The organism is Buchnera aphidicola str. Sg (Schizaphis graminum) (genome assembly GCF_000007365.1).
GTDB classification, from domain to species: domain Bacteria; phylum Pseudomonadota; class Gammaproteobacteria; order Enterobacterales; family Enterobacteriaceae; genus Buchnera; species Buchnera aphidicola.
The window spans coordinates 218,157-238,694 of sequence record NC_004061.1; the positions used below are offsets into that span (position 1 = coordinate 218,157).

Annotated in this window: 17 protein-coding genes; 7 read left to right on the forward strand and 10 right to left on the reverse strand. The window is 25.7% G+C overall.

Annotated elements, in window-relative coordinates:
* Positions 1 to 829 precede the first annotated feature (829 nt).
* The 3 genes from BUSG_RS03330 (at position 830) to BUSG_RS01035 (ending at position 4,473) form a co-directional block, all read left to right on the forward strand.
* On the forward strand, positions 830 to 958 hold the full coding sequence (locus BUSG_RS03330; protein WP_256359013.1) for a hypothetical protein: 129 nt from the start codon (positions 830 to 832) through the stop codon (positions 956 to 958).
* A gap of 468 nt (positions 959 to 1,426) precedes the next feature.
* Entirely contained in the window at positions 1,427 to 4,051 is a 2,625-nt protein-coding gene (gene secA, locus BUSG_RS01030) for a preprotein translocase subunit SecA (protein WP_011053726.1), read from the forward strand.
* Between the two features lie 29 nt (positions 4,052 to 4,080).
* Positions 4,081 to 4,473 carry an NUDIX domain-containing protein gene (locus BUSG_RS01035; protein ID WP_011053727.1) on the forward strand — a complete coding sequence of 131 codons (393 nt, stop codon included), beginning with the start codon at positions 4,081 to 4,083 and terminating at the stop codon, positions 4,471 to 4,473.
* A gap of 25 nt (positions 4,474 to 4,498) precedes the next feature.
* On the opposite strand, the gene coaE is transcribed toward BUSG_RS01035, so the two are convergent.
* Entirely contained in the window at positions 4,499 to 5,131 is a 633-nt protein-coding gene (gene coaE / locus BUSG_RS01040) for a dephospho-CoA kinase (RefSeq protein ID WP_011053728.1), read from the reverse strand.
* A gap of 149 nt (positions 5,132 to 5,280) precedes the next feature.
* Between coaE and BUSG_RS01045 the strand changes: the two genes are divergently transcribed.
* The 4 genes from BUSG_RS01045 to lpdA all read left to right on the forward strand — a co-directional run bounded on the left by BUSG_RS01045 (position 5,281) and on the right by lpdA (position 11,919).
* The gene (locus BUSG_RS01045) at positions 5,281 to 6,330 is read left to right on the forward strand and encodes a GMP reductase (RefSeq protein ID WP_011053729.1); all 1,050 of its coding nucleotides are present in this window, start codon (positions 5,281 to 5,283) and stop codon (positions 6,328 to 6,330) included.
* Positions 6,331 to 6,556: 226 nt separating this feature from the next.
* Positions 6,557 to 9,223, forward strand: coding sequence for a pyruvate dehydrogenase (acetyl-transferring), homodimeric type (gene aceE, locus BUSG_RS01050; RefSeq protein ID WP_011053730.1), 2,667 nt, complete (start codon positions 6,557 to 6,559; stop codon positions 9,221 to 9,223).
* Between the two features lie 12 nt (positions 9,224 to 9,235).
* Positions 9,236 to 10,462, forward strand: a complete 1,227-nt coding sequence (locus BUSG_RS01055) for a 2-oxo acid dehydrogenase subunit E2 (protein ID WP_162465260.1) — start codon at positions 9,236 to 9,238, stop codon at positions 10,460 to 10,462.
* A 26-nt stretch (positions 10,463 to 10,488) separates the two neighbouring features.
* Entirely contained in the window at positions 10,489 to 11,919 is a 1,431-nt protein-coding gene (gene lpdA / locus BUSG_RS01060; RefSeq protein ID WP_011053732.1) for a dihydrolipoyl dehydrogenase, read from the forward strand.
* Positions 11,920 to 12,006: 87 nt separating this feature from the next.
* Here lpdA and speD read toward each other — a convergent pair whose 3' ends face one another.
* The 9 genes from speD to BUSG_RS03270 form a co-directional block, all read right to left on the reverse strand.
* Positions 12,007 to 12,813, reverse strand: coding sequence for an adenosylmethionine decarboxylase (gene speD, locus BUSG_RS01065; RefSeq protein WP_011053733.1), 807 nt, complete (start codon positions 12,811 to 12,813; stop codon positions 12,007 to 12,009).
* A gap of 27 nt (positions 12,814 to 12,840) precedes the next feature.
* Positions 12,841 to 13,701, reverse strand: a complete 861-nt coding sequence (speE, locus tag BUSG_RS01070; RefSeq protein ID WP_011053734.1) for a polyamine aminopropyltransferase — start codon at positions 13,699 to 13,701, stop codon at positions 12,841 to 12,843.
* Positions 13,702 to 13,923: 222 nt separating this feature from the next.
* A complete protein-coding gene (locus BUSG_RS01075; RefSeq protein ID WP_011053735.1) occupies positions 13,924 to 14,631 on the reverse strand; it encodes a 5'-methylthioadenosine/adenosylhomocysteine nucleosidase in 708 nt (235 codons plus the stop codon).
* 77 nt (positions 14,632 to 14,708) lie between these two features.
* Entirely contained in the window at positions 14,709 to 15,053 is a 345-nt protein-coding gene (gene erpA, locus BUSG_RS01080; RefSeq protein ID WP_011053736.1) for an iron-sulfur cluster insertion protein ErpA, read from the reverse strand.
* Positions 15,054 to 15,327: 274 nt separating this feature from the next.
* Entirely contained in the window at positions 15,328 to 16,482 is a 1,155-nt protein-coding gene (gene ftsZ, locus BUSG_RS01085; RefSeq protein WP_011053737.1) for a cell division protein FtsZ, read from the reverse strand.
* Positions 16,483 to 16,529: 47 nt separating this feature from the next.
* Positions 16,530 to 17,786: a cell division protein FtsA gene (ftsA, locus tag BUSG_RS01090; RefSeq protein ID WP_011053738.1), complete on the reverse strand. Its 1,257-nt coding sequence runs from the start codon at positions 17,784 to 17,786 to the stop codon at positions 16,530 to 16,532.
* 345 nt (positions 17,787 to 18,131) lie between these two features.
* A complete protein-coding gene (locus BUSG_RS01095) occupies positions 18,132 to 19,052 on the reverse strand; it encodes a D-alanine--D-alanine ligase (RefSeq protein ID WP_011053739.1) in 921 nt (306 codons plus the stop codon).
* Entirely contained in the window at positions 19,049 to 20,176 is a 1,128-nt protein-coding gene (murC, locus tag BUSG_RS01100; RefSeq protein WP_244372253.1) for a UDP-N-acetylmuramate--L-alanine ligase, read from the reverse strand. Before murC ends, BUSG_RS01095 begins: the two co-directional genes overlap by 4 nt.
* Before the next feature lie 8 nt (positions 20,177 to 20,184).
* The gene (locus tag BUSG_RS03270; RefSeq protein WP_234414126.1) at positions 20,185 to 20,499 is read right to left on the reverse strand and encodes a Mur ligase domain-containing protein; all 315 of its coding nucleotides are present in this window, start codon (positions 20,497 to 20,499) and stop codon (positions 20,185 to 20,187) included.
* Positions 20,500 to 20,538 lie beyond the last annotated feature (39 nt).

The following is a 20,538-nucleotide window of genomic DNA, read 5'->3' on the forward strand; positions in this document are numbered from 1 at the left end:
GAAGAAATTTCATTTTACTTTCATTATATTATCAAGAATATATTTCAAGAAAAAATATATTTTAAATTATGTGAAAGACCTTTAAATGTTAAAACTAAGGGATATTTTATTTCTTTTTATCCTAATTTTACAGACCTTGTTCAAATAGAAATAAAAGAAAAATTAAAATTAAAAATTCTTTAGGCATGAAAGTTTTTAGAACTTTAGATATTTTTTCACAAAGTGCTACTGAAAAAGCTGTTAAGATAGGAATTCTAATTTTAAAAAAGAAAAAAAATTAAAAGATTTAGAAATTGCCATGGTTGTAGTAGATTGTTTTACTGGAAAAATTCAATCTTTTATGAGAGGTTTTAATCCAAAACTTTTTGGTTATAATTGTGCTTGACAGGTTCGTCGTGTTATTGGTTCTTTATCTAAACCAATAACTTATTTAAAGGAATTATCTTATCCTAAAAAATATCATTTACATACTTGGATTCCTGACTTTCCAATTGCAATTAAATTGAATAATAGTAAATTCCAAAAAATAATAATTATCATTTTAGAGAACAAGTTATGTTAATAGATGTATTAACCAATTCGATAAATATTCTTACTATTAATTTAAGTATGGATATGGGTTAAAAATTTTTAATGAAAAATTGATTTCATTATAGGTATTTCTAAAAAACTAATTACCCCTGTTCCCTCTATTATCTATAGGAGCAATTAATTTAACACCTATTGAAACAGCTCAAGTTTTTTAAGTAATTGCAAGTAGTGGTTATAAAATTTTTCGTCTTCAGTTTGATCAATTATTTCTAATGATGGCAAGGTACTGTATCAAAACTTGCCTCAATCTAAAAATATAAGATCTATTAAAGTCATTTATTTAACATTTTATAGTATGCAAAAAGTAGTCAGTTGCGGAACAGCAAAATCATTAGGCTCTATTTTTAAAAATTTTTCTTTAGCATAAAAAATAGGTACTACAAATAATTTAGTAAATAATTGGTTTGCGAGTATTGATGGAAGACAAATGATAATTATCTGGATAGGAAGAAATAACAATAAACAAAGTAAATTTTATCCTTTTTCTAGTGTGATGCAGATTTATAGAAGATATCTTGAATATCAAAGTCCGATGCTATGAAAATTAAAGCTTTCTAAAAATGTCAATGTTTTTTATATGAATAAATCAGGAATATTATTTTGCGAGAGAAATTATGAATATAACAAACCTTTACCAACATAGTTATTTCATGATGAAAATATATGTGGTAAATAAATCATTTTTAAAAAATTTTTAAGAAATTTAAAAAAAATAAAAGAAAATTTATATTTTTGATAAAACTTTTTTTATATTCAATTAATAAAAATAGTATTTTTATTGAATAAATTTTTATTTTTTTGACTAGTAAAATAAGTATAACCTGAGAATTATAATATGTTTATTAAATTTTTACATAAAATATTTAGTAATCGTAATGATCGTATTTTAAAAAAGTTCAAAAAGATAGTATCTTCAATTAATCAATTAGAAGAAAAATTTAAAAAATTATCAGATAAAAAGTTACAAGAAAATACAGGAATATTTCGTTTAAGATTAAAAAAAGGTGAATGTTTAGACGATTTATTACCAGAATCTTTTGCAACAGTTAGAGAAGCAAGTCGTCGTGTTTTCAATATGCGTCATTTTGATGTTCAAATTCTTGGTGGAATAGTTTTAAATAAACAATGTATTGCAGAAATGCGTACAGGAGAGGGAAAAACATTAACCTCTACCTTACCTGCTTATTTAAATGCATTAACAGGTCGAGGCGTTCATATAGTTACTATGAATGATTATTTAGCAGAGAGAGATGCTAAAAATAATACTCCTCTATTTGAATTTCTTGGTTTAACAGTTGGTTTAAATTTACCTGAAATGTCTTTTATTGATAAAAAAAAGGCTTATTTATGTGATATTACCTATGGTACTAATAATGAATACGGATTTGATTATCTTCGAGATAATATGATTTTTTCTGCTGAAGAAAGAGTTCAACGTGAACTAAATTATGCTTTAATAGATGAAGTAGATTCGATCTTAATAGATGAAGCCAGAACACCTTTAATTATTTCTGGACCTTCAGAAGATAGCTCTTTTTTATATAAAGAAATTAATAAATTGGTACCATCTTTAATTTGTCAAAAAAAAGAAGATTCAGATAAATTTCATGGTAACGGTCACTTTTCTATCGATGAAAAGTCAAAACAAATATATTTAACCGAAAGAGGTTTAGTTGAAGTTGAAAAAATATTACTTGATCGAAAATTAATGAAAAAAGAAGAATCTTTATATTCTTCAAATAATATTATATTAATGCATCATGTTATATCTGCCTTACGTGCTCATAATTTATTTACACGAAACATAGATTATCTTGTAAAAGATAACAATATTATTATTGTTGACGAACATACAGGTCGAACTATGCCTGGTAGAAGATGGTCTGATGGATTGCATCAAGCAATAGAAGCAAAAGAAAATGTTACTGTAAGAAATGAAAATCAAACTTTAGCGTCAATTACATTTCAAAATTATTTTCGTTTATATAAAAAAATAGCAGGTATGACGGGTACTGCTGCAACTGAATCTTTTGAATTTAGTTCAATTTATAATCTTGATACTGTGATAATCCCCCCTAATAAACCAATGATAAGAAAAGATCTCTCTGATTTAGTTTACATGACGGAAGAAGAAAAAATCAATGCTATCTTAAAAGATATTAAAAATTGTATAAAAAAAAATCAACCTGTACTAGTTGGTACTATTTCAATTGAGAAATCAGAAATGATTTCAAAAAAATTGAAAATTTTAAATATTAAACATAATGTTTTAAATGCTAAATTTCATGCAAGGGAAGCTGAAATTATAGCTCAAGCAGGAAAACCAAAATCAGTGACAATTGCTACTAATATGGCTGGTCGGGGTACAGATATTGTACTAGGAGGTAGTTTAGAATCACAATTAGAAAAAAATATGTATTTAGATAAAATTGAAACAATTAAAAGAAATTGGAAAAAACAACATGATTTAGTTGTTTTATCTGGAGGATTACATATTATTGGCACTGAACGTCACGAATCACGTCGTATTGATAATCAATTGAGAGGTCGATCTGGTCGACAAGGAGACAGTGGTTCTTCACGTTTTTATCTTTCTATGGAAGATTCTCTGATGAGGATTTTTGCATCTGATAAAATTATTAGTATGATGCGAAAGTTAGGACTTTCTTTAAACGAAGCAATCGAGCATCCTTGGGTGACGAAAGCTATAGAAAATGCTCAAAAAAAAGTAGAAAATCGTAATTTTGATATTAGAAAACAATTATTAGAATATGATGATGTATGTAATGAACAACGTCGTGTAATTTACGCACAGCGTAATAAATTAATTGATTCAGAAAACATTCAACAAAATATTTATGATATTTTAAAAGATGTATTACATAGTATAATCAAAACACACTTAAATTTCGATTTTCCAAAAAATACACGAAATATTCTAGATTTAGAAAATAAATTAAGCATTGAATTTAATTTAAATATTTCAATTAAAGATTGGTTGAAAAAAGATCATGATATAAAAAAAGAAAACATTATAAAAAAAATTATTGATATTGCAAAAAAAAATTATCTGAATAAAGAAATTCAAATAGGTTTTCATAACATTAGAATGATAGAAAAGTCTATTATGCTAAAAACATTAGATTCTCTTTGGAAAGAGCATTTATCCGCAATGGATTATTTAAGACAAGGTATTCATTTACGTGGTTATGCTCAAAAAGACCCTAAACAAGAATATAAACGTGAATCTTTTAACATGTTTTCTAACATGTTAGAATTATTAAAATATGAAGTTATATCTTTTCTTAGTAAATTAGATATATCTTATATAAAAAGCAATTTGCATTTAAACATGAATAATAATTCTTCTATTGTAAATAATGATATTAAAATGGGAAGAAATACGCCCTGTTTTTGCAAATCTGGAAAAAAATATAAGTATTGTCATGGAAGTTTATAATTTTTTTTTAAAAATTTGGATTCTATTTAATGAAGTATACAAATATAGTAATTGGAATAATTATAAAAAAAAATAAAATTTATATTACTAAAGCAAGAAAAAAAAAATATGTCTTAGATTTATGGGAATTTCCTGGGGGAAAGGTAAAAGAAAATGAAAATTTAACATACTCGTTGAAACGAGAATTATCAGAAGAGGTAGGTCTTAAAATATTAAGATTTCGTTTTTTTCGGTGTATTAAATATTTTTATAAAAAAATAAAATTATATTTTTTTTTAATTACTAGATGGAAAGGTAGAATATATAGTAAAGAAGGATATTTATATAAATGGATATTTCTTGATGATCTAAAATATTTTAACTTTCCTAGTCCAAATAGTCATATTATTCATGATTTACAGAAAATGATTTTTTTTAAGTGAAAATTTATATTCTTAGTAAAATTAGTTATATTATTTTTTTCATGTTTTTTGGATTGTTCTGTTTTGATAAATATATATAAAAGTTATTAAGATAATGAATATATAAACTTAACTTTTCAATATTTTTATTTTTGTTTAAAATAATATCATCTGATAATGAAATTCTTTTTTTTCTTCTAACTTGATAAGAAATAATTTTTTTAGCTTCATTAATATTTATTTTATCTCGTTTTATCATACGTCTTATTTGTATTCTTATTGGTGTATCAATTAAAAGTATTCGATTGGCTTTTTTTTGTATTTTTTTTTCAAAAAGCAATGGAACAACCCATAAACACCATGTTGATTGTATTAATTTTATCTTTTTTTTACTTTTTTTTAAAATTTCAGGATGTAGTATATTTTCTAACCATAATCTACTTTTTTTTTCATTAAAAATACAATTTCGAAGCAAAAAACGGTTTATTGAATTATCTTTATTTAATATTTTTTTACCAAATTTTTTTTTGATTGAATCTGATATTTTTTTATTTTTTTCTATTATTTTTCTTCCAATTACATCAGTGTCAATAACATTAATACCTATTTTTTTAAATCTATCAGAAACAGTAGTTTTTCCGCTACAAATTCCTCCAGTAAGTGCTACAATATAAATCATAATTTTTTATTTATTTAAAATTGAGTATTTTCTAATTATTAGAAATATAAAATATTTAATTTTTATTAAAAAAAAGAATTTTAATATATTTTTATATTATAAAATTTTTTATATCATATTTTTACTATTCAGTATAGGATTTTTATTTTATGCGTATTGAAGAAGATATTAAACTGGGTTTTAAAGATGTATTAATAAGACCGAAAAGATCTACCTTAAAAAGTCGTTCTGAAGTTAATCTCATTCGTTGTTTTTCCTTTAAATATTCCACCATGAAATGGTTTGGAATTCCACTTATTGCTGCTAATATGGACACTATAGGTACCTTTCGTATGGCTGAAGCTTTATCAAAATTTAATATATTAACAGCAGTACATAAATATTATTCTTTTGATGAATGGAAAAATTTTATTAGTGTTTCTTCTAAAGAAATATTAGAACATGTTATTGTGTCAATTGGAACGTCTAATCTAGATTTTTTTAAAATAAAAAAAATTTTTTCATTATCTTCTGAATTGAAATATATTTGTATTGATGTAGCTAATGGTTATTCCGAACATTTTGTGTCTTTTTTAAAAAAAATAAGAAGTTTTTTTCCAGATAAAATAATTTGTGCAGGTAACGTTGTTACTGGTGAAATGGTAGAAGAACTAATTTTGTCTGGCGCAGATATAGTAAAAGTAGGAATAGGACCTGGTTCTGTATGTACTACACGACTCAAAACGGGAATAGGTTATCCTCAACTTTCAGCTATCATAGAATGCGCTGACGCTGCACATGGATTAAATGGTCAAATTATTAGTGATGGTGGTTGTACTGTTTCAGGAGATATTGCAAAAGCCTTCGGAGGAGGTGCAGATTTTGTTATGTTGGGTGGTATGTTTGCAGGACATACTGAATGTTTAGGAGAAATAATTCAAGAAAAATCTAAAAAATTTATGTTGTTTTATGGTATGAGTTCGACTTCTGCAATGAAACGCTATACAGGAAAAATTCCAGGATATCGTGCATCTGAAGGTAAAATCGTGAAAATACCTTTTCGTGGGAATGTAGATGTGACTGTACGTGACATTTTAGGAGGACTCCGTTCTTCTTGCACTTATGTAGGAGCCCAAAAGTTAAAGGAATTGACTAAAAGAACTACTTTTATACGAGTTAGTGAACAAGAAAATTGTATTTTTAATAATTTTAAAAATTAAAACATATTTTTTGTTAAAAAGTTAAATAAAATCAATAAAATTAATTATACTCATAGTTAATTTTATTGATTTTTTTTAGAAAAAATAATTTTTTAAAAAATTTTTATTTTTGTAGTAAATCAAAATTATTTAATTATATAAAATTAACTATTAATATTACAATAATAATATTTTAAGTCAAATATTCATTTTGTCATTAAATATAAATACATAAGGAATTTAGACCATGTCAGAAAAGTTATATAATTATGACGTGGATCCAGTCGAAACTAATGATTGGGTGCAATCAATTGAATCTGTTATTCGTGAAGAAGGTCTTGAAAGAGCTAAATTTTTAATTGAAAAGATCTTAAAAAAATCTAAAATAACTAGAGCAAATTTTTTTAAATGTTTTTTTACAAGTGATTATATTAATACAATTAGTAGCGAAGAAGAAGTTGAATATCCAGGTGATTTAATTTTAGAAAAGCGTATTCGTTCAGCTATTCGTTGGAACGCAATAATGATGGTTTTACGTGCTTCAAAAAAAGATTTAGAATTAGGTGGACATTTATCATCTTTTCAATCTTCTGCAACAATATATGAAGTATGTTTTAATCATTTTTTTCGTTCTAAAAATGATGAAGATGGAGGCGATTTAGTTTATTTTCAAGGTCATATTGCTCCAGGTATTTATGCTAGATCTTTTTTAGAAGGCCGTTTATCAAAAAAACAAATTGATAATTTTAGACAAGAAGTTGATGGGAAGGGATTATCTTCTTATCCTCATCCTAAGTTAATGCCAAATTTTTGGCAATTTCCAACTGTTTCAATGGGATTAGGCCCACTGTGTGCTATTTACCAAGCAAAGTTTTTAAAATACTTGCAGAATCGTGAATTAAAAAATACCTCTAAACAAACGGTTTATGCTTTTTTAGGAGATGGTGAAATGGATGAACCAGAATCTAAAGGAGCAATTTCTATTGCTGTTCGCGAAAAATTAGATAATTTAATTTTTGTAATAAATTGTAACTTACAAAGATTAGATGGTCCAGTGGTAGGTAATGGAAAAATTGTGAACGAATTAGAAAGTTTTTTTTATGGTGCTGGATGGAAAGTAATAAAAGTTATATGGGGAGGAAAATGGGATTCCTTATTGAAAAAAGATAAAACTGGAAAATTGATTCAACTAATGAATGAAACAATAGACGGTGAATATCAAACATTAAAATCAAAAGATGGAGCATACGTTCGAAAATATTTTTTTGGTAAATATCAAGAAACACTAGAGTTAGTGAAAAACATGACGGATGAAGAAATATGGAATTTAAACAGAGGAGGACATGATCCTAAAAAGATGTTTAATGCACTTAAAAAAGCTAAAGAAATTAAAGATAAACCAACTGTGATTTTGGCACATACAGTGAAAGGATACGGTATGGGTGTTATTGCTGAAGGGAAAAATATAGCGCATCAAATAAAAAAAATTAATATTAATGGAATTATATATATTAGAGATCGTTTTAATATTCCTATATCAAATGAAGATATTAAAGAATTACCGTATGTTGTATTTGAAAAAAACTCAAAAGAATACTGCTATATGCATCAACAAAGAAAAAAACTAGGTGGTTACATTCCATTTCGTTTGTCTAAATTTACTAATGCACTAAACATTCCAGATTTAATAGATTTTAAATCTTTATTAAAAGAACAAAACAAAAAAATGTCAACAACTATTGCTTTTGTTCGTGTTTTAAATTTAATTTTAAAGAATCATTCCATTAAAAATTTGATAGTTCCGATTATTGCTGATGAGGCTCGTACATTTGGCATGGAAGGTTTATTTAGAATGATTGGAATTTATAGTTCTATTGGACAAAAATATGTTCCTCAAGATCGAGAACAATTAGCTTATTATAAAGAAGAAAAAAAAGGACAAATACTGCAAGAAGGAATAAATGAATTAGGTGCTGCTTCATCTTGGTTAGCTGCTGCTACTTCTTATAGTACTAATGATTTTCCTATGATTCCCTTTTACATTTATTATTCAATATTTGGTTTTCAAAGAATAGGTGATCTTTTTTGGGCTGCTGGAGATCAACAAGCAAGAGGTTTTCTCATTGGAGGAACTTCTGGAAGAACTACTTTAAACGGAGAAGGTTTACAGCATGAAGATGGTCATAGTCATATACAGTCATTAACGATTCCTAATTGTGTTTCTTATGATCCTGCATTTGCTTATGAAGTTGCCGTTATTATACAGGATGGATTAAGAAGAATGTATGGCCCTCTCCAAGAGAATATATACTATTATATTACAACAATTAATGAGAATTATTATATGCCTGCTATGCCTCAAGGTGTGGAAAAAGGCATTTGTAAAGGTATTTATAAGTTAAAAACTTTTTATGCCACTGAATTAAAAGTTCAATTAATGGGATCTGGAGCGATTTTACGTTGTATTTGTAAAGCTGGTGAGATTTTGTCTAATGATTATTGTATAACTACAGATATTTATAGTGTAACTTCTTTTACAGAATTAGCTAGAAATGGTGAAGATTGTGAAAGATGGAACATGTTACATCCGTATGAAAAGAAAAGAATTGCTTATATTAAAACTGTAATGAATTCCTCTCCAGCTGTAGCAGCAACTGATTATATGAAGTTATTTGCTGAACAAATTCGTCATTATATTCCATCAAATGAATATCATGTATTGGGTACAGATGGTTTTGGACGTTCAGATAGTCGTGATAAATTGCGTGATCATTTTGAAGTTAGTGCTTATTATATTGTAGTAGCTGCTTTAAACTTATTAGCTAAATTAAATAATATTAATAAAAAAGTAGTAGAAGAAGCAATTATTAAATTTAATATTAATGCAGATAAAATTAATCCGCGTTTAGCTTAAGAGGTGAAAAAAGTGCATATTGAAGTTAAAATGCCTGATATTGGTTTAGAAGAAGTTGAGGTAACAGAAATATTAGTAAAAATTGGTGAAGAAATAAAATTAGATCAAGGATTAATAACTGTAGAAGGAGATAAAGCTTCTATGGAAATACCCTCACCAATATCTGGAATTGTAAAAGATATTACTATAAAAATTGGTGAGAAAGTAAAAACTTCTTCTATAATTATGATTTTTAAAGTTAATAACTTGAATTCTATTAAAAATGAAAAAGATTTAAATTATATAAAAACAGAAAAAAAATTAAATGAAAACTTTTTAGAAGAAAAAAAAGATATTAAGAAAATTGTTTTAGTTCATGCAACACCAGTTGTAAGACGTCTAGCTCGTCATTTAAACGTTGATTTAAAAAATATTACACCTTCTGGTCCTAAAAATCGTATCTTAAAAGAAGATATTGAATTATATATACGAAATAATACTTCAAATAAAAGTTCTTTTAATATAGAAAAAAATAATACTACAAATTTTCATAAAGATTTGTTTAATGAAATACCTATTACAAATATTCAACAAATTATTGGTAAGAATTTACATCAAAATTGGGTCAACATCCCCCACGTTACTCAATTTGATGAAGTTAACATAACTTTATTAGAAGAATTTCGTCATAAATATAATACTGAAAAAAAACAAAAAAATAATATGTGTTCTAAAATTACTATATTACCTTTCATTATAAAATCTGTCGCATATGGGTTATTAGAATTTCCTATTTTTAATAGTTCCCTATCTGTGAATAAAAAAACAATTTTTTTAAAAAAATATGTTAATGTTGGTATTGCTGTTGATGTTCAAAATGCTTTATTTGTCCCTGTTTTAAAAAATGTTGATAAAAAAAATATAGCAAATTTATCTTCTGAATTAATATTTCTTTCAAAAAAAGCACATGAAAATAAATTAGATGCATCAGATATGAAAGATGGTTGTTTTACAATTTCTAATTTAGGTGGAATTGGAGGGAGTTGGTTTTCTCCCATTATTAATTCTCCTGAAGTTGCAATTCTTGGAGTTTCAAAAGCTTTAATAAAACCATTATGGAATGGAAAAGAATTTATCCCTTCTTTAATGTTGCCATTATCTTTATCATATGATCATCGCGTTATTAATGGAGCAGATGCCGCTCGTTTTTTAACTTTTATTGGAAAAATGTTATCTGATATACGTTTTTTAATTATGTGATTTTTTTTCTAAAGAGGTTTATTAAAATGCATCAAGAAATTCAATCTGAAGTCGTAATTATAGGTTCAGGACCTGCAGGTTATTCTGCTGCCTTTCGATGTGCAGATCTAGGTTTAGAAACTGTTTTAATAGAACATCAAGAACGATTAGGTGGTGTTTGTTTGAATGTAGGATGCATTCCCTCAAAATCATTATTGCATATAGCTAAGATAATAAAAGATGCAAGTGAATTATCTGAATCAGGAGTTTTTTTTAATAAACCAATTATTGATATTAAAAAGATTAATAATTGGAAAGAAAAAATTATTAAAAAACTTACTACTGGACTGTCTAATATGGGGGAGAAAAGAAAAGTAAGAATCGTTCAAGGAAAAGCGTTATTTAATACTGATCATAGTGTTTTGGTAAAAAATAAAAAAAATGATTTTACGATTTTTTTTAAACATGCAATTATTGCTACTGGCTCTAAACCTATAAAAATACCTTCCTTGCCTAATGAGGATAATAGAATTTGGAATTCAACAGATGCTCTATCATTAAAAAGCATACCTAATCGTTTTTTAATTATAGGAGGAGGTATTATTGGATTAGAAATGGCAACAATATATAGTGCATTAGGTTCAAAAGTAGATATTGTTGATCGATTTAATGCTTTTCTTCCTTCAGTGGACAAAGATATCACTGATATATATATAAAAAGTATTAAAAAGAGATTTAAGTTATTATTAAATACTCATGTTAAAAGTGTTGAAAAATCAAAAGATAACGATCTTATTGTAAAAATAGCTGAAGAAAACAGTGATGAAAATGTTTGTTGTTATGATAATATACTGGTTGCAATTGGAAGAAGTCCAAACGTTGATTTTTTAGGATTAGAAAAAATTGGATTAAAATTAAATGAATCTGGATTTATTGAGATAAATCAACAATTAAAAACAAATATATCTCATATTTATGCTATTGGTGATGTCACAGGTTTTCCTATGTTAGCTCACAAAGCAGTACAACAAGCACATATTGCAGCTGAAGTGATTTCTGGTAAAAAACATTATTTTGAGCCTAAAGTTATTCCATCAGTTGCTTATACAGATCCTGAAATAGCTTGGGTAGGTTTAAGTGAAAAAGAAGCTGAAAATAATGATATAGATTATGAAGTGTCTTTATTTCCTTGGAGTGCATCAGGAAGAGCACATGCATCAAATTGTACTTTAGGTATGACAAAATTAATTTTTAATAAAAATACTAACAAGATTATTGGTGGATCTATAATAGGTACAAATGCAAGTGAATTAATCAGCGAAATTGGACTTGCAATTGAAATGGGATCTGATGCTGAAGATATTTCACTTACTATTCATCCACATCCAACTTTGAGTGAATCAATTTCTTTGGCTTCAGAAGTTTTTCAAGGAACAATAACAGATCTTTTAAATTTAAAAAAATCGTTGTTAAATTAACAATTGATACACTTCTTTTCTTGGTGTAAAAGAAGTGTATCAATTTTTTAACTTTTGAATACATTATAAAAAATATAAGTTCAAAAGTTATATTTTTTTAATCATAGAGATATTTTTACCATGATATATTTCTCTCATTTCTTTCCATAACAAGTCTATAATATAAGAGTGTTCTTTTTTTGATAAATCTTTTACGTTAATATTAAATAAATAGTTTTTTAAATTAAATTCTTTTAGTAACATACGAGTATGAAAAATGTTTTCTTGATATATATTAACATCAAACATTTCATACATTGATTTTATATCATGAGACATAAAATTCTGAATAGAATTAATCTTATGATCAATAAAATGTTTTATACCATGAATATCGCGCGTGAATCCTCTAACACGATATTCAATTGTTACAATATCTGATTCTAGTTGATGAATAAGATAATTTAATGCATTAAGAGGAGAGATTATCCCACATGTTGAAACTTCTATATCTGCGCGAAAGGTACAAATTCCACTTTGAGGATGACTTTCTGGGTATGTATGAACACAAATATGACTTTTATCTAAATGAGCTAATACAGAAGATGATATAATTTTATTACTTTTATTTACAATATTTACTTTTTCTAAATTTATTGGTTCTTCGCATACTAAAATAGTTACGCTGGCACCTTGAGGTTCATAATCTTGATGAAAAACGTTAAGAACGTTAGCACCAATAATTGAACAGGTTTTTTTTAAGATTTTTGTTAGTCGAATAGCATTATATTGTTCATCAATATAAGAAATATAACTATTTCTTGAATCATTAGTATTCGCATAACAAATATCATAAATACAAAAACTTAGGCTTTTAGTTAAATTATTAAAGCCATATAATTTTAGTTTTTGCAATTTAATTACTCTCCTATATCAGGATTTTTAACTTTTATCTAATGTATTAATTATATATTGAGGTAAATAAAAACTGCTTATATGAATATTGGAATTATAGTAATTAAAAGTTAATTTTTTATCTTTTATACGTTTTTCTAAATTTTTAATATTTATTTGACGAAAATCTATATTATCAGTACCCCAAGAAAACATCATTGTTCCACCATAATAACTAGGAATAGTTGCTTGATAAAAACTTACGTCATGAAAGTTTTTTTTTAAATTTTTATAGCTTTGATTAATATCATTTTTTTGAAGAAAAAAAACGCCATTTTGTCCTACAAATATACCGTTTTTAACAAGACAATTCTTACAATGAAAGTAAAAATCTGATAAAAATAAATCTTTTCCACAACCAATTGGATCAGTGGAATCTGATATAATAAGATCAAATTTTTCTTTTGTTTTTTGTACGAAGTTTAATCCATTATCTATAACTATTTTTAGACGTGGATCTTTATATGCATTATTGTTATGTTTGGGAAAAAATTGTTTACATAAATCAATAATATTTAAGTCAATTTCAACCATAGTGATATTTTCAATACTCTTATGTCGACATATTTCTCGTAGTATACCGCCGTCTCCTCCACCTACTATTAGTACATTTTTTATCAACCCGTGATAAAATATAGGCACATGAGTTAACATTTCATGATATATAAATTCATCTTTTTCTGTTGTTTGAACGACACCATCTATTGCCATAATTCGTCCCATAATCGAATTTTGAAAAATGATAATATCATGGTATTTATTTTTTTTTTGATATAATATTTTATCAATTGAAAAATATTGTCCAACATGACGATGAAGTTTTTCATGCCATATTTTTTCGTTAATCATGGTTTTTTTATCCTGTAAAATATAAATAATTTGAGGACAAATAGTTCACTACTGAATAGTGAAATAATAGAATTTATTTTTAGACTTTTTTAAAAGAAGGATAATTATTTCTATAGTAAAAAATCTTAAAGTCGATTGATTATTGTAAATAATACATTTTTGAATATGAATTCAAAAGATACTACAAACTTATTAAGAATATAATAAAAATGTTATTTTTAATTAAATAGAATTTTGAGAACTTATTTTTTTTAATAATAATTTAACTAATTTTGAAGATTTTAACGATGCAATTGGAATGTTTTTCTCAAAATGCGAAGTAGCGTTATTATCGGATAAATCAGATATTGATTTTATTATAATAAATGGTATTTTAAAATTATGACACACTTGACCTATTGCGGTAGATTCCATATCTACTCCTATTGCTGAAGAAAATTGATTTTTTATTTTTTTTATACAATTACTTTTTCTAATAAAAGAATCTCCAGTAACAAGTAGTCCTGTCAAAAATTTAAATTTAAATTCAACAGCAATTTCTTTTAGAATTTCACGTAAATTTTTATTTGTTTTAAAGGTTTGAGGATATTCAGGTATTTGTCCCTTAGAATAGCCAAAATTTGTTAAATCTACATCATAGTAACATGTTTTTTTGGGAATAATAATATCACCTATCTTTAAACAAGCATTTAAACTTCCCGCAGAACCACTATTAATAATAAAATCAGGTTGAAATAAATTTATACTAATCGTAGTAGACATACTAGCAGAAACTTTTCCAATTCCTGATAGAATCAAGAAAATTTCTATTTTTTTAAATGTTCCTGTATAAATTTTAATATTGCCAATTTTTTTTATTTTTAAATTATTTATAATTTCTTTGATTTTTCTAATTTCTTGTTCTATAGCACCAATGATTCCAATTTTCATTTTTTCCAATAAGATATAATTTTTTTAGAGTATTAATAATTTTTAGAATTTTAATTTTTTAAAATTAATGCAATATTTTAAATACTGAAAGATAGACCGCATCCGCAGGTGTTTTTAGCGTTTGGATTAGATACTATAAATTTTGACCCTTCTAAATTTTCTAAATAATCTATTGTACCACCATGTAAATACTGTAAACTGATGGGATCAATTACAAGACAAATATTTAATTTTTTAACTAAAATATCATCTTCATTAATTTTTTCATCGAAAATAAATTGATATTGAAATCCACTGCATCCACCACCAATAATATATATTCTTAATTTTACATTTTTATTTTTTTTTTCTTTAATAATGCTTTTTATTTTTTTAGCAGCTGAATTAGTGAACTCAATGTATTTTATAGGATTTTTTTCCATTTTTAATATATTCTCAAAATATTTAAAGAAATTTTAGAAAATAAAATATTTTATTTAATTTTATCATAAAAAACAATTTTAAACATATTTTTAGTATGAAAAATGTTAAATCAATTTTTTTTACTATAAAAAATAAGTCCTTGCGCCGATAGATAATACATTAATTATTGGCGCAGGTTATGGAATAATAATATTATTTTAATTCGTTAGAATAAAAAAAGATTTACAATAATATTTCTTAATATATTCATTTTTTAAATGCTTGTAAGAAAAGTTAATCAGATCGTTTGCGAAGAAAAGCAGGAATATCTAAATATTCTGGTTCCTTTCTTTTTTTATTATCTGTTTCTTTTATTTCATTTTTTACATTTTTTTTATCTATTGCTGTAGGAGAAATATTTAAATATTGATAGCGATAATCCATTAGTATTTCTTTAGAAGATTTATTTTTTGTCTGATTGACATCTGAATATTTTTCCATTCCAATACCTGTTGCAACTACTGTTACTCGAAGTGTATCATTCATATCAGGATCTAAAGAAGTTCCTATAACCACTGTTGCGTTATCTGAAGCGAAAGATCTAATGGTATTACCCACAGTTTCAAATTCATCTAATTTTAAATCAAAACCAGCGGTAATATTCACTAAGACACCTCGTGCTCCTGATAAATCTATATCTTCTAACAAGGGGCTAGATATAGCAATTTCTGCGGCTTCTTCAGCACGATTTTCTCCAGAAGATATTCCAGTTCCCATCATTGCATATCCCATTTCAACCATAACAGTTCTCACGTCGGCAAAATCTACGTTCATTAAACCAGGTCGAGTAATTAATTCTGCAATTCCTTGTACAGCTCCTTTTAAAACGTTGTTAGCGGCACCAAAAGCATCTAATAAAGAAATACCTCGACTTAATACTTTGAGTAATTTGTCATTAGGTATTGTAATCAAAGAATCTACATGTTTTGATAGTTCTAAAACTCCTTGATCAGCAACCATCATTCTTTTTTTACCTTCAAAATTAAAGGGTTTTGTTACTACAGCAACTGTTAAAATACCTAATTCTTTTGCTATTTCTGCAACTACAGGTGCTGCTCCAGTTCCAGTTCCTCCACCCATTCCTGCTGCTATAAATACCATATCAGAACCATCTAATGCAGATTTTAATAATTCTTTATCTTCTTCTGCCGAAGTACGTCCAATTTCTGGATTGGCACCAGCTCCTAATCCTTTAGTAATATTATTTCCTATTTGTATAGTTTGTCCTACTTCTACCTTTCTTAAAGCTTGCGCATCAGTATTAATAGCAAAAAATTCAACACCTTCAATTCGTTCTCGTACCATATGTTCTACTGCATTTCCACCACCACCACCAACACCAACTACCTTAATTACTGCATTATTACTTAATTCTACAGGTTCAAACATAATTTAATTCCATTATCTATCTTTAATGTTAGAAGGTTTTTTAATTTTTAAAATTCTTTTTTAAACCAATTACTAATTTTTTGAAACCATTTTTCAATAAAAGAAATTTCCCTTTTTTGGTTTGTGTCATCAAAGTAAAATTCTTTTCCGTAGTGTAATAAGCCAACTACTGTTGAATAATGCGGTTCAGTTACATTGTCTGTTAGTCCTGAAATATTAAGAGGTTTGGCAATTCGAATTTTTTTTTGGAAAATTTTTTCTGCACATTCTGTTAAAAACGAAATTGTTGAAGCACCTCCAGTAAGAACTATACCACCTGTTAATTGATATTTTCTTCCTTCTTTATAAAGTTTTTTTTGTACATAAAGAATTCTATTGTTAATTAAATGCAATAATTCATTATATCTTGATTCAATTACTTCTATCACTGTATCTTGTTGTAAATTTTTCTGAAAATTTCCATATTTACTGGACAAATCAATGTTTTTTGATGTTCCAGGAGAAAGTTTTATTGCAGAACCATATTTAATTTTGATCTTTTCTGAATCAGAATAAGATGTACTAAAAGCATATGAAATATCTTTAGTTACAATATTACCTGCATATGGAATAACCTGACTATCTTGTATAGATCCATCAATATAAGTAATAAGGTCTATTGTTCCTCCTCCTATGTCAATCATACAAACGCCCAGTTTACATTCATCTTCAGTTAAAACAGCTTTGCTAGAAGCAAGACCAGAAAATATAACTTGATCAACTTTAATATCACACTTTTCTACTGCTTTAATAATATTTTTAGCCATATTTTGATGACATGTAATTAAATGTACTCTTACTTGCATTCTTGTTCCAGATAAACCTATAGGATTTTTTATACCAGATTGTTGATCAATAGAATACTCTTGTGGAATTACATGTAATATATGATGTTCATTAAGAATTTTTACAGATTTTGCAGTATGTATTACGTTTTCTATATCTTCTTTTGTAACTTCATCTTCAGAAATAGGAACTATGCCTATTTCATTTTGACAGTTAATATACTTACTTGACAAAGATAAATAAACAGAAGTTATTTGACAATTAGCCATAATTTCAGCTTGATGGATAGATTCTCGTATACATGAAATTACTGCATCTAAATTATTTATTCTACCTTTGTCTATTCCGTTAGATTGACATATTCCGATTCCAATTATTTTTATTTTACCATTTGTTAAAACTTCTCCTACTAAAGTTACCACTTTCGTAGTGCCGATCTCTAATCCAACTACTAATTTTCTATTTTTTGATATAATCATTATTCTTTAGCCTATACTATATTTTTAAATATTACTTTTATAATAAAACAGGATTTCTAATTTTTTATATTTATTTTATAACGTAATTATTTAATATAAATAATATTTGCTTTTTTACGGTGTTTATTTTATAGAAATGATTAATTTTTATAAATTAGTTTATTTTTTTATTTATACAAGATTATTTAAAAAAATATTATAGGATATAGCTATTTATTAAATTACAAATATCACTAATATAGTATATTCTGTTCTGATCTTTATTGAAGAAATTTTTAATTTTAAATAGTTTTATTAATCAAAAAATTAAAAATTAGTAATAATTATAAAAATTATTTTTTTTATTTATTTATTTATTTTCAAAATTTTTAATATCAGTTCATCAAATGATATTCCTATACTTTTAGCTGCCATTGGAACTAAACTTCGATGAGTCATGCCAGGAATAGTGTTTATTTCTAACAACCAAAATTTATCTTTATTATCTAATATTGCATCGATTCTTCCGCAACCTTTACATCCTAAAGAATTCCAAGCTATTTCTACAATTTTTTTTAACTCTTCTTCTTTTTGATAATTTAATCCACTTGGACATATATATTCAGTCGAAGATTCTATATATTTAGAACTATAATCGTAAAAATTATTTTTTGTAATAATTTTTATCGGAGGTAATACTTTTTTATTAAGAATTGATACTGTGTATTCCGTTCCTTTTAAAAATTTTTCAATAATTATATTATTACTATAATTGAATGCGAGATTAATAGAGTCAATTAATAGATCTGGATGATTAACTATTGTGATTCCTATACTAGAACCAGCATTATTTGGTTTTATTACAACGGGAAATTTTAATTTTAAAATTTTTTTTAAAATATAAGAATACGTATATTTTGAAATATCTTTTTTTTGTAGATATATATCTGGTAATACTCGCAGCGATAAAGATTTCCACAATAATTTAGTTCTCCATTTATCTAAAGAAATTGCAGAGGACATGATTCCACTACCTGTATAAGGAATATTTAAATATTCAAGAATTCCTTGAATACTACCATCTTCACCTCCTGTTCCATGCAGTGCAATATAAGCACTGTCAAAACCTTGTTTTTTTAGTTGCATAATAGGAAAATCACGAGTATCAATTGCATATGCGTTAAATCCAGATCTTAATAAACTTTGAAGAATTGCATATCCTGATTTAATTGAAATTTTTCTTTCAGAAGAATTTCCTCCTAATAATACTGCTATTTTTTTTTTCATATTATCACTTTTTTATTTTTTAAGATAAAAATTTTATTTATTATAGTATCTATATCTCCCGCACCTTGTATTAAAATAATATCATTTCCGTTTAAATGAGGCAGAAGATAATTTAATATTAAATTGCGATTAGTTACTAAGATTACATTTTTTTTTATTTTCTTTATGTCACTATAAAGTGAAAAACTATCTGCTCCTGAAATAAATGATTCGTTTGCAGAATATACATTTAGTATTAATAAAGAGTCTACTTGAGATAAAATTTTAATAAAATCGAAATATAGATTTCGGGTTCTTGTATATCGATGAGGTTGAAATATCATTATTAAATTTTTTTTAGGCCAGCTTTTTCGTATTGTTTTAATAGTTTCAGATAATTCAGTAGGATGATGTCCATAATCATTTATTAACATAACACTTTTATTTTGAATAGATTTTTTTTTTATAAATAATTTTCCAACATATTCAAATCGTCTTGAAGTGCCTTTAAAATTTTTTAACGATTGATAAATTTTTTCATCAGGTATTTTTTGATATGTTGCAAAAGCAATAGCAGCTGTAGCATTTAATGCGTTATGTTCACCGGGTAAATTTAAGATAATTTCTAAATTATTTAATTGTTTTTTTCTAATTAATGTAAAATTACTTATAAAATCAGATTGTTTATAAGATGTAATACGAAATTCTGCACTTTTATTAAATCCATATGTAATAACTTTGCATTTTATTTTCGGTAAAATATTAAGAATGGCTTTGTTGTCTGTACATAGTATAGCAATACCGTATGATGGAATTTTATTTAAGAAATCTAAAAATGTTTTTTTTAATAGTTTAAATTCACCATTATAATTATCTATATGATCAGGTTCTATATTAGTTATAATAGCTGTTGTTGGATTTAAACAAAGAAAAGAACCATCACTTTCATCTGCTTCTGCAATAAAATATTTAGAAAACCCAAGTTTTGCATGAGAATTAATTGATTTTATCAAACCTCCATTAATAACTGTAGGATCTAATTTATTTTGATTTAATATATCAAAAATCATTGAAGTAGTTGTAGTTTTTCCATGTGTCCCTGAAACTGCTATTCCAAATTTAAATTGCATGAATATTTGAAGCATTTCAGCTCTTAATAATATAGGAATATTTTTTTTTTAGCTGCTTTAATTTCGGGATTATCAGAAGGAATCGCACTAGATATAATAATAAAATCAGCATATTTAATATTTTCTTCAGAATGTTGAAAATAAATATTTATTCCCATATTTTTTAATTTTTTTGTCATAAAGTTTTCTAATAAATCCGAACCACTGATTTTATATCCTAAATTGAATAAAATTAAAGCAATTCCACTCATTCCTGATCCAGCAATTCCAATCAGATGAATTTTTAGAATTTTTTTTTCTTTAAAAAAATTATTTTTTTTTATCTTATTTATGTTCATTTTTTAATTTTTTAAGTAAAAATATTTAATATTTGTATT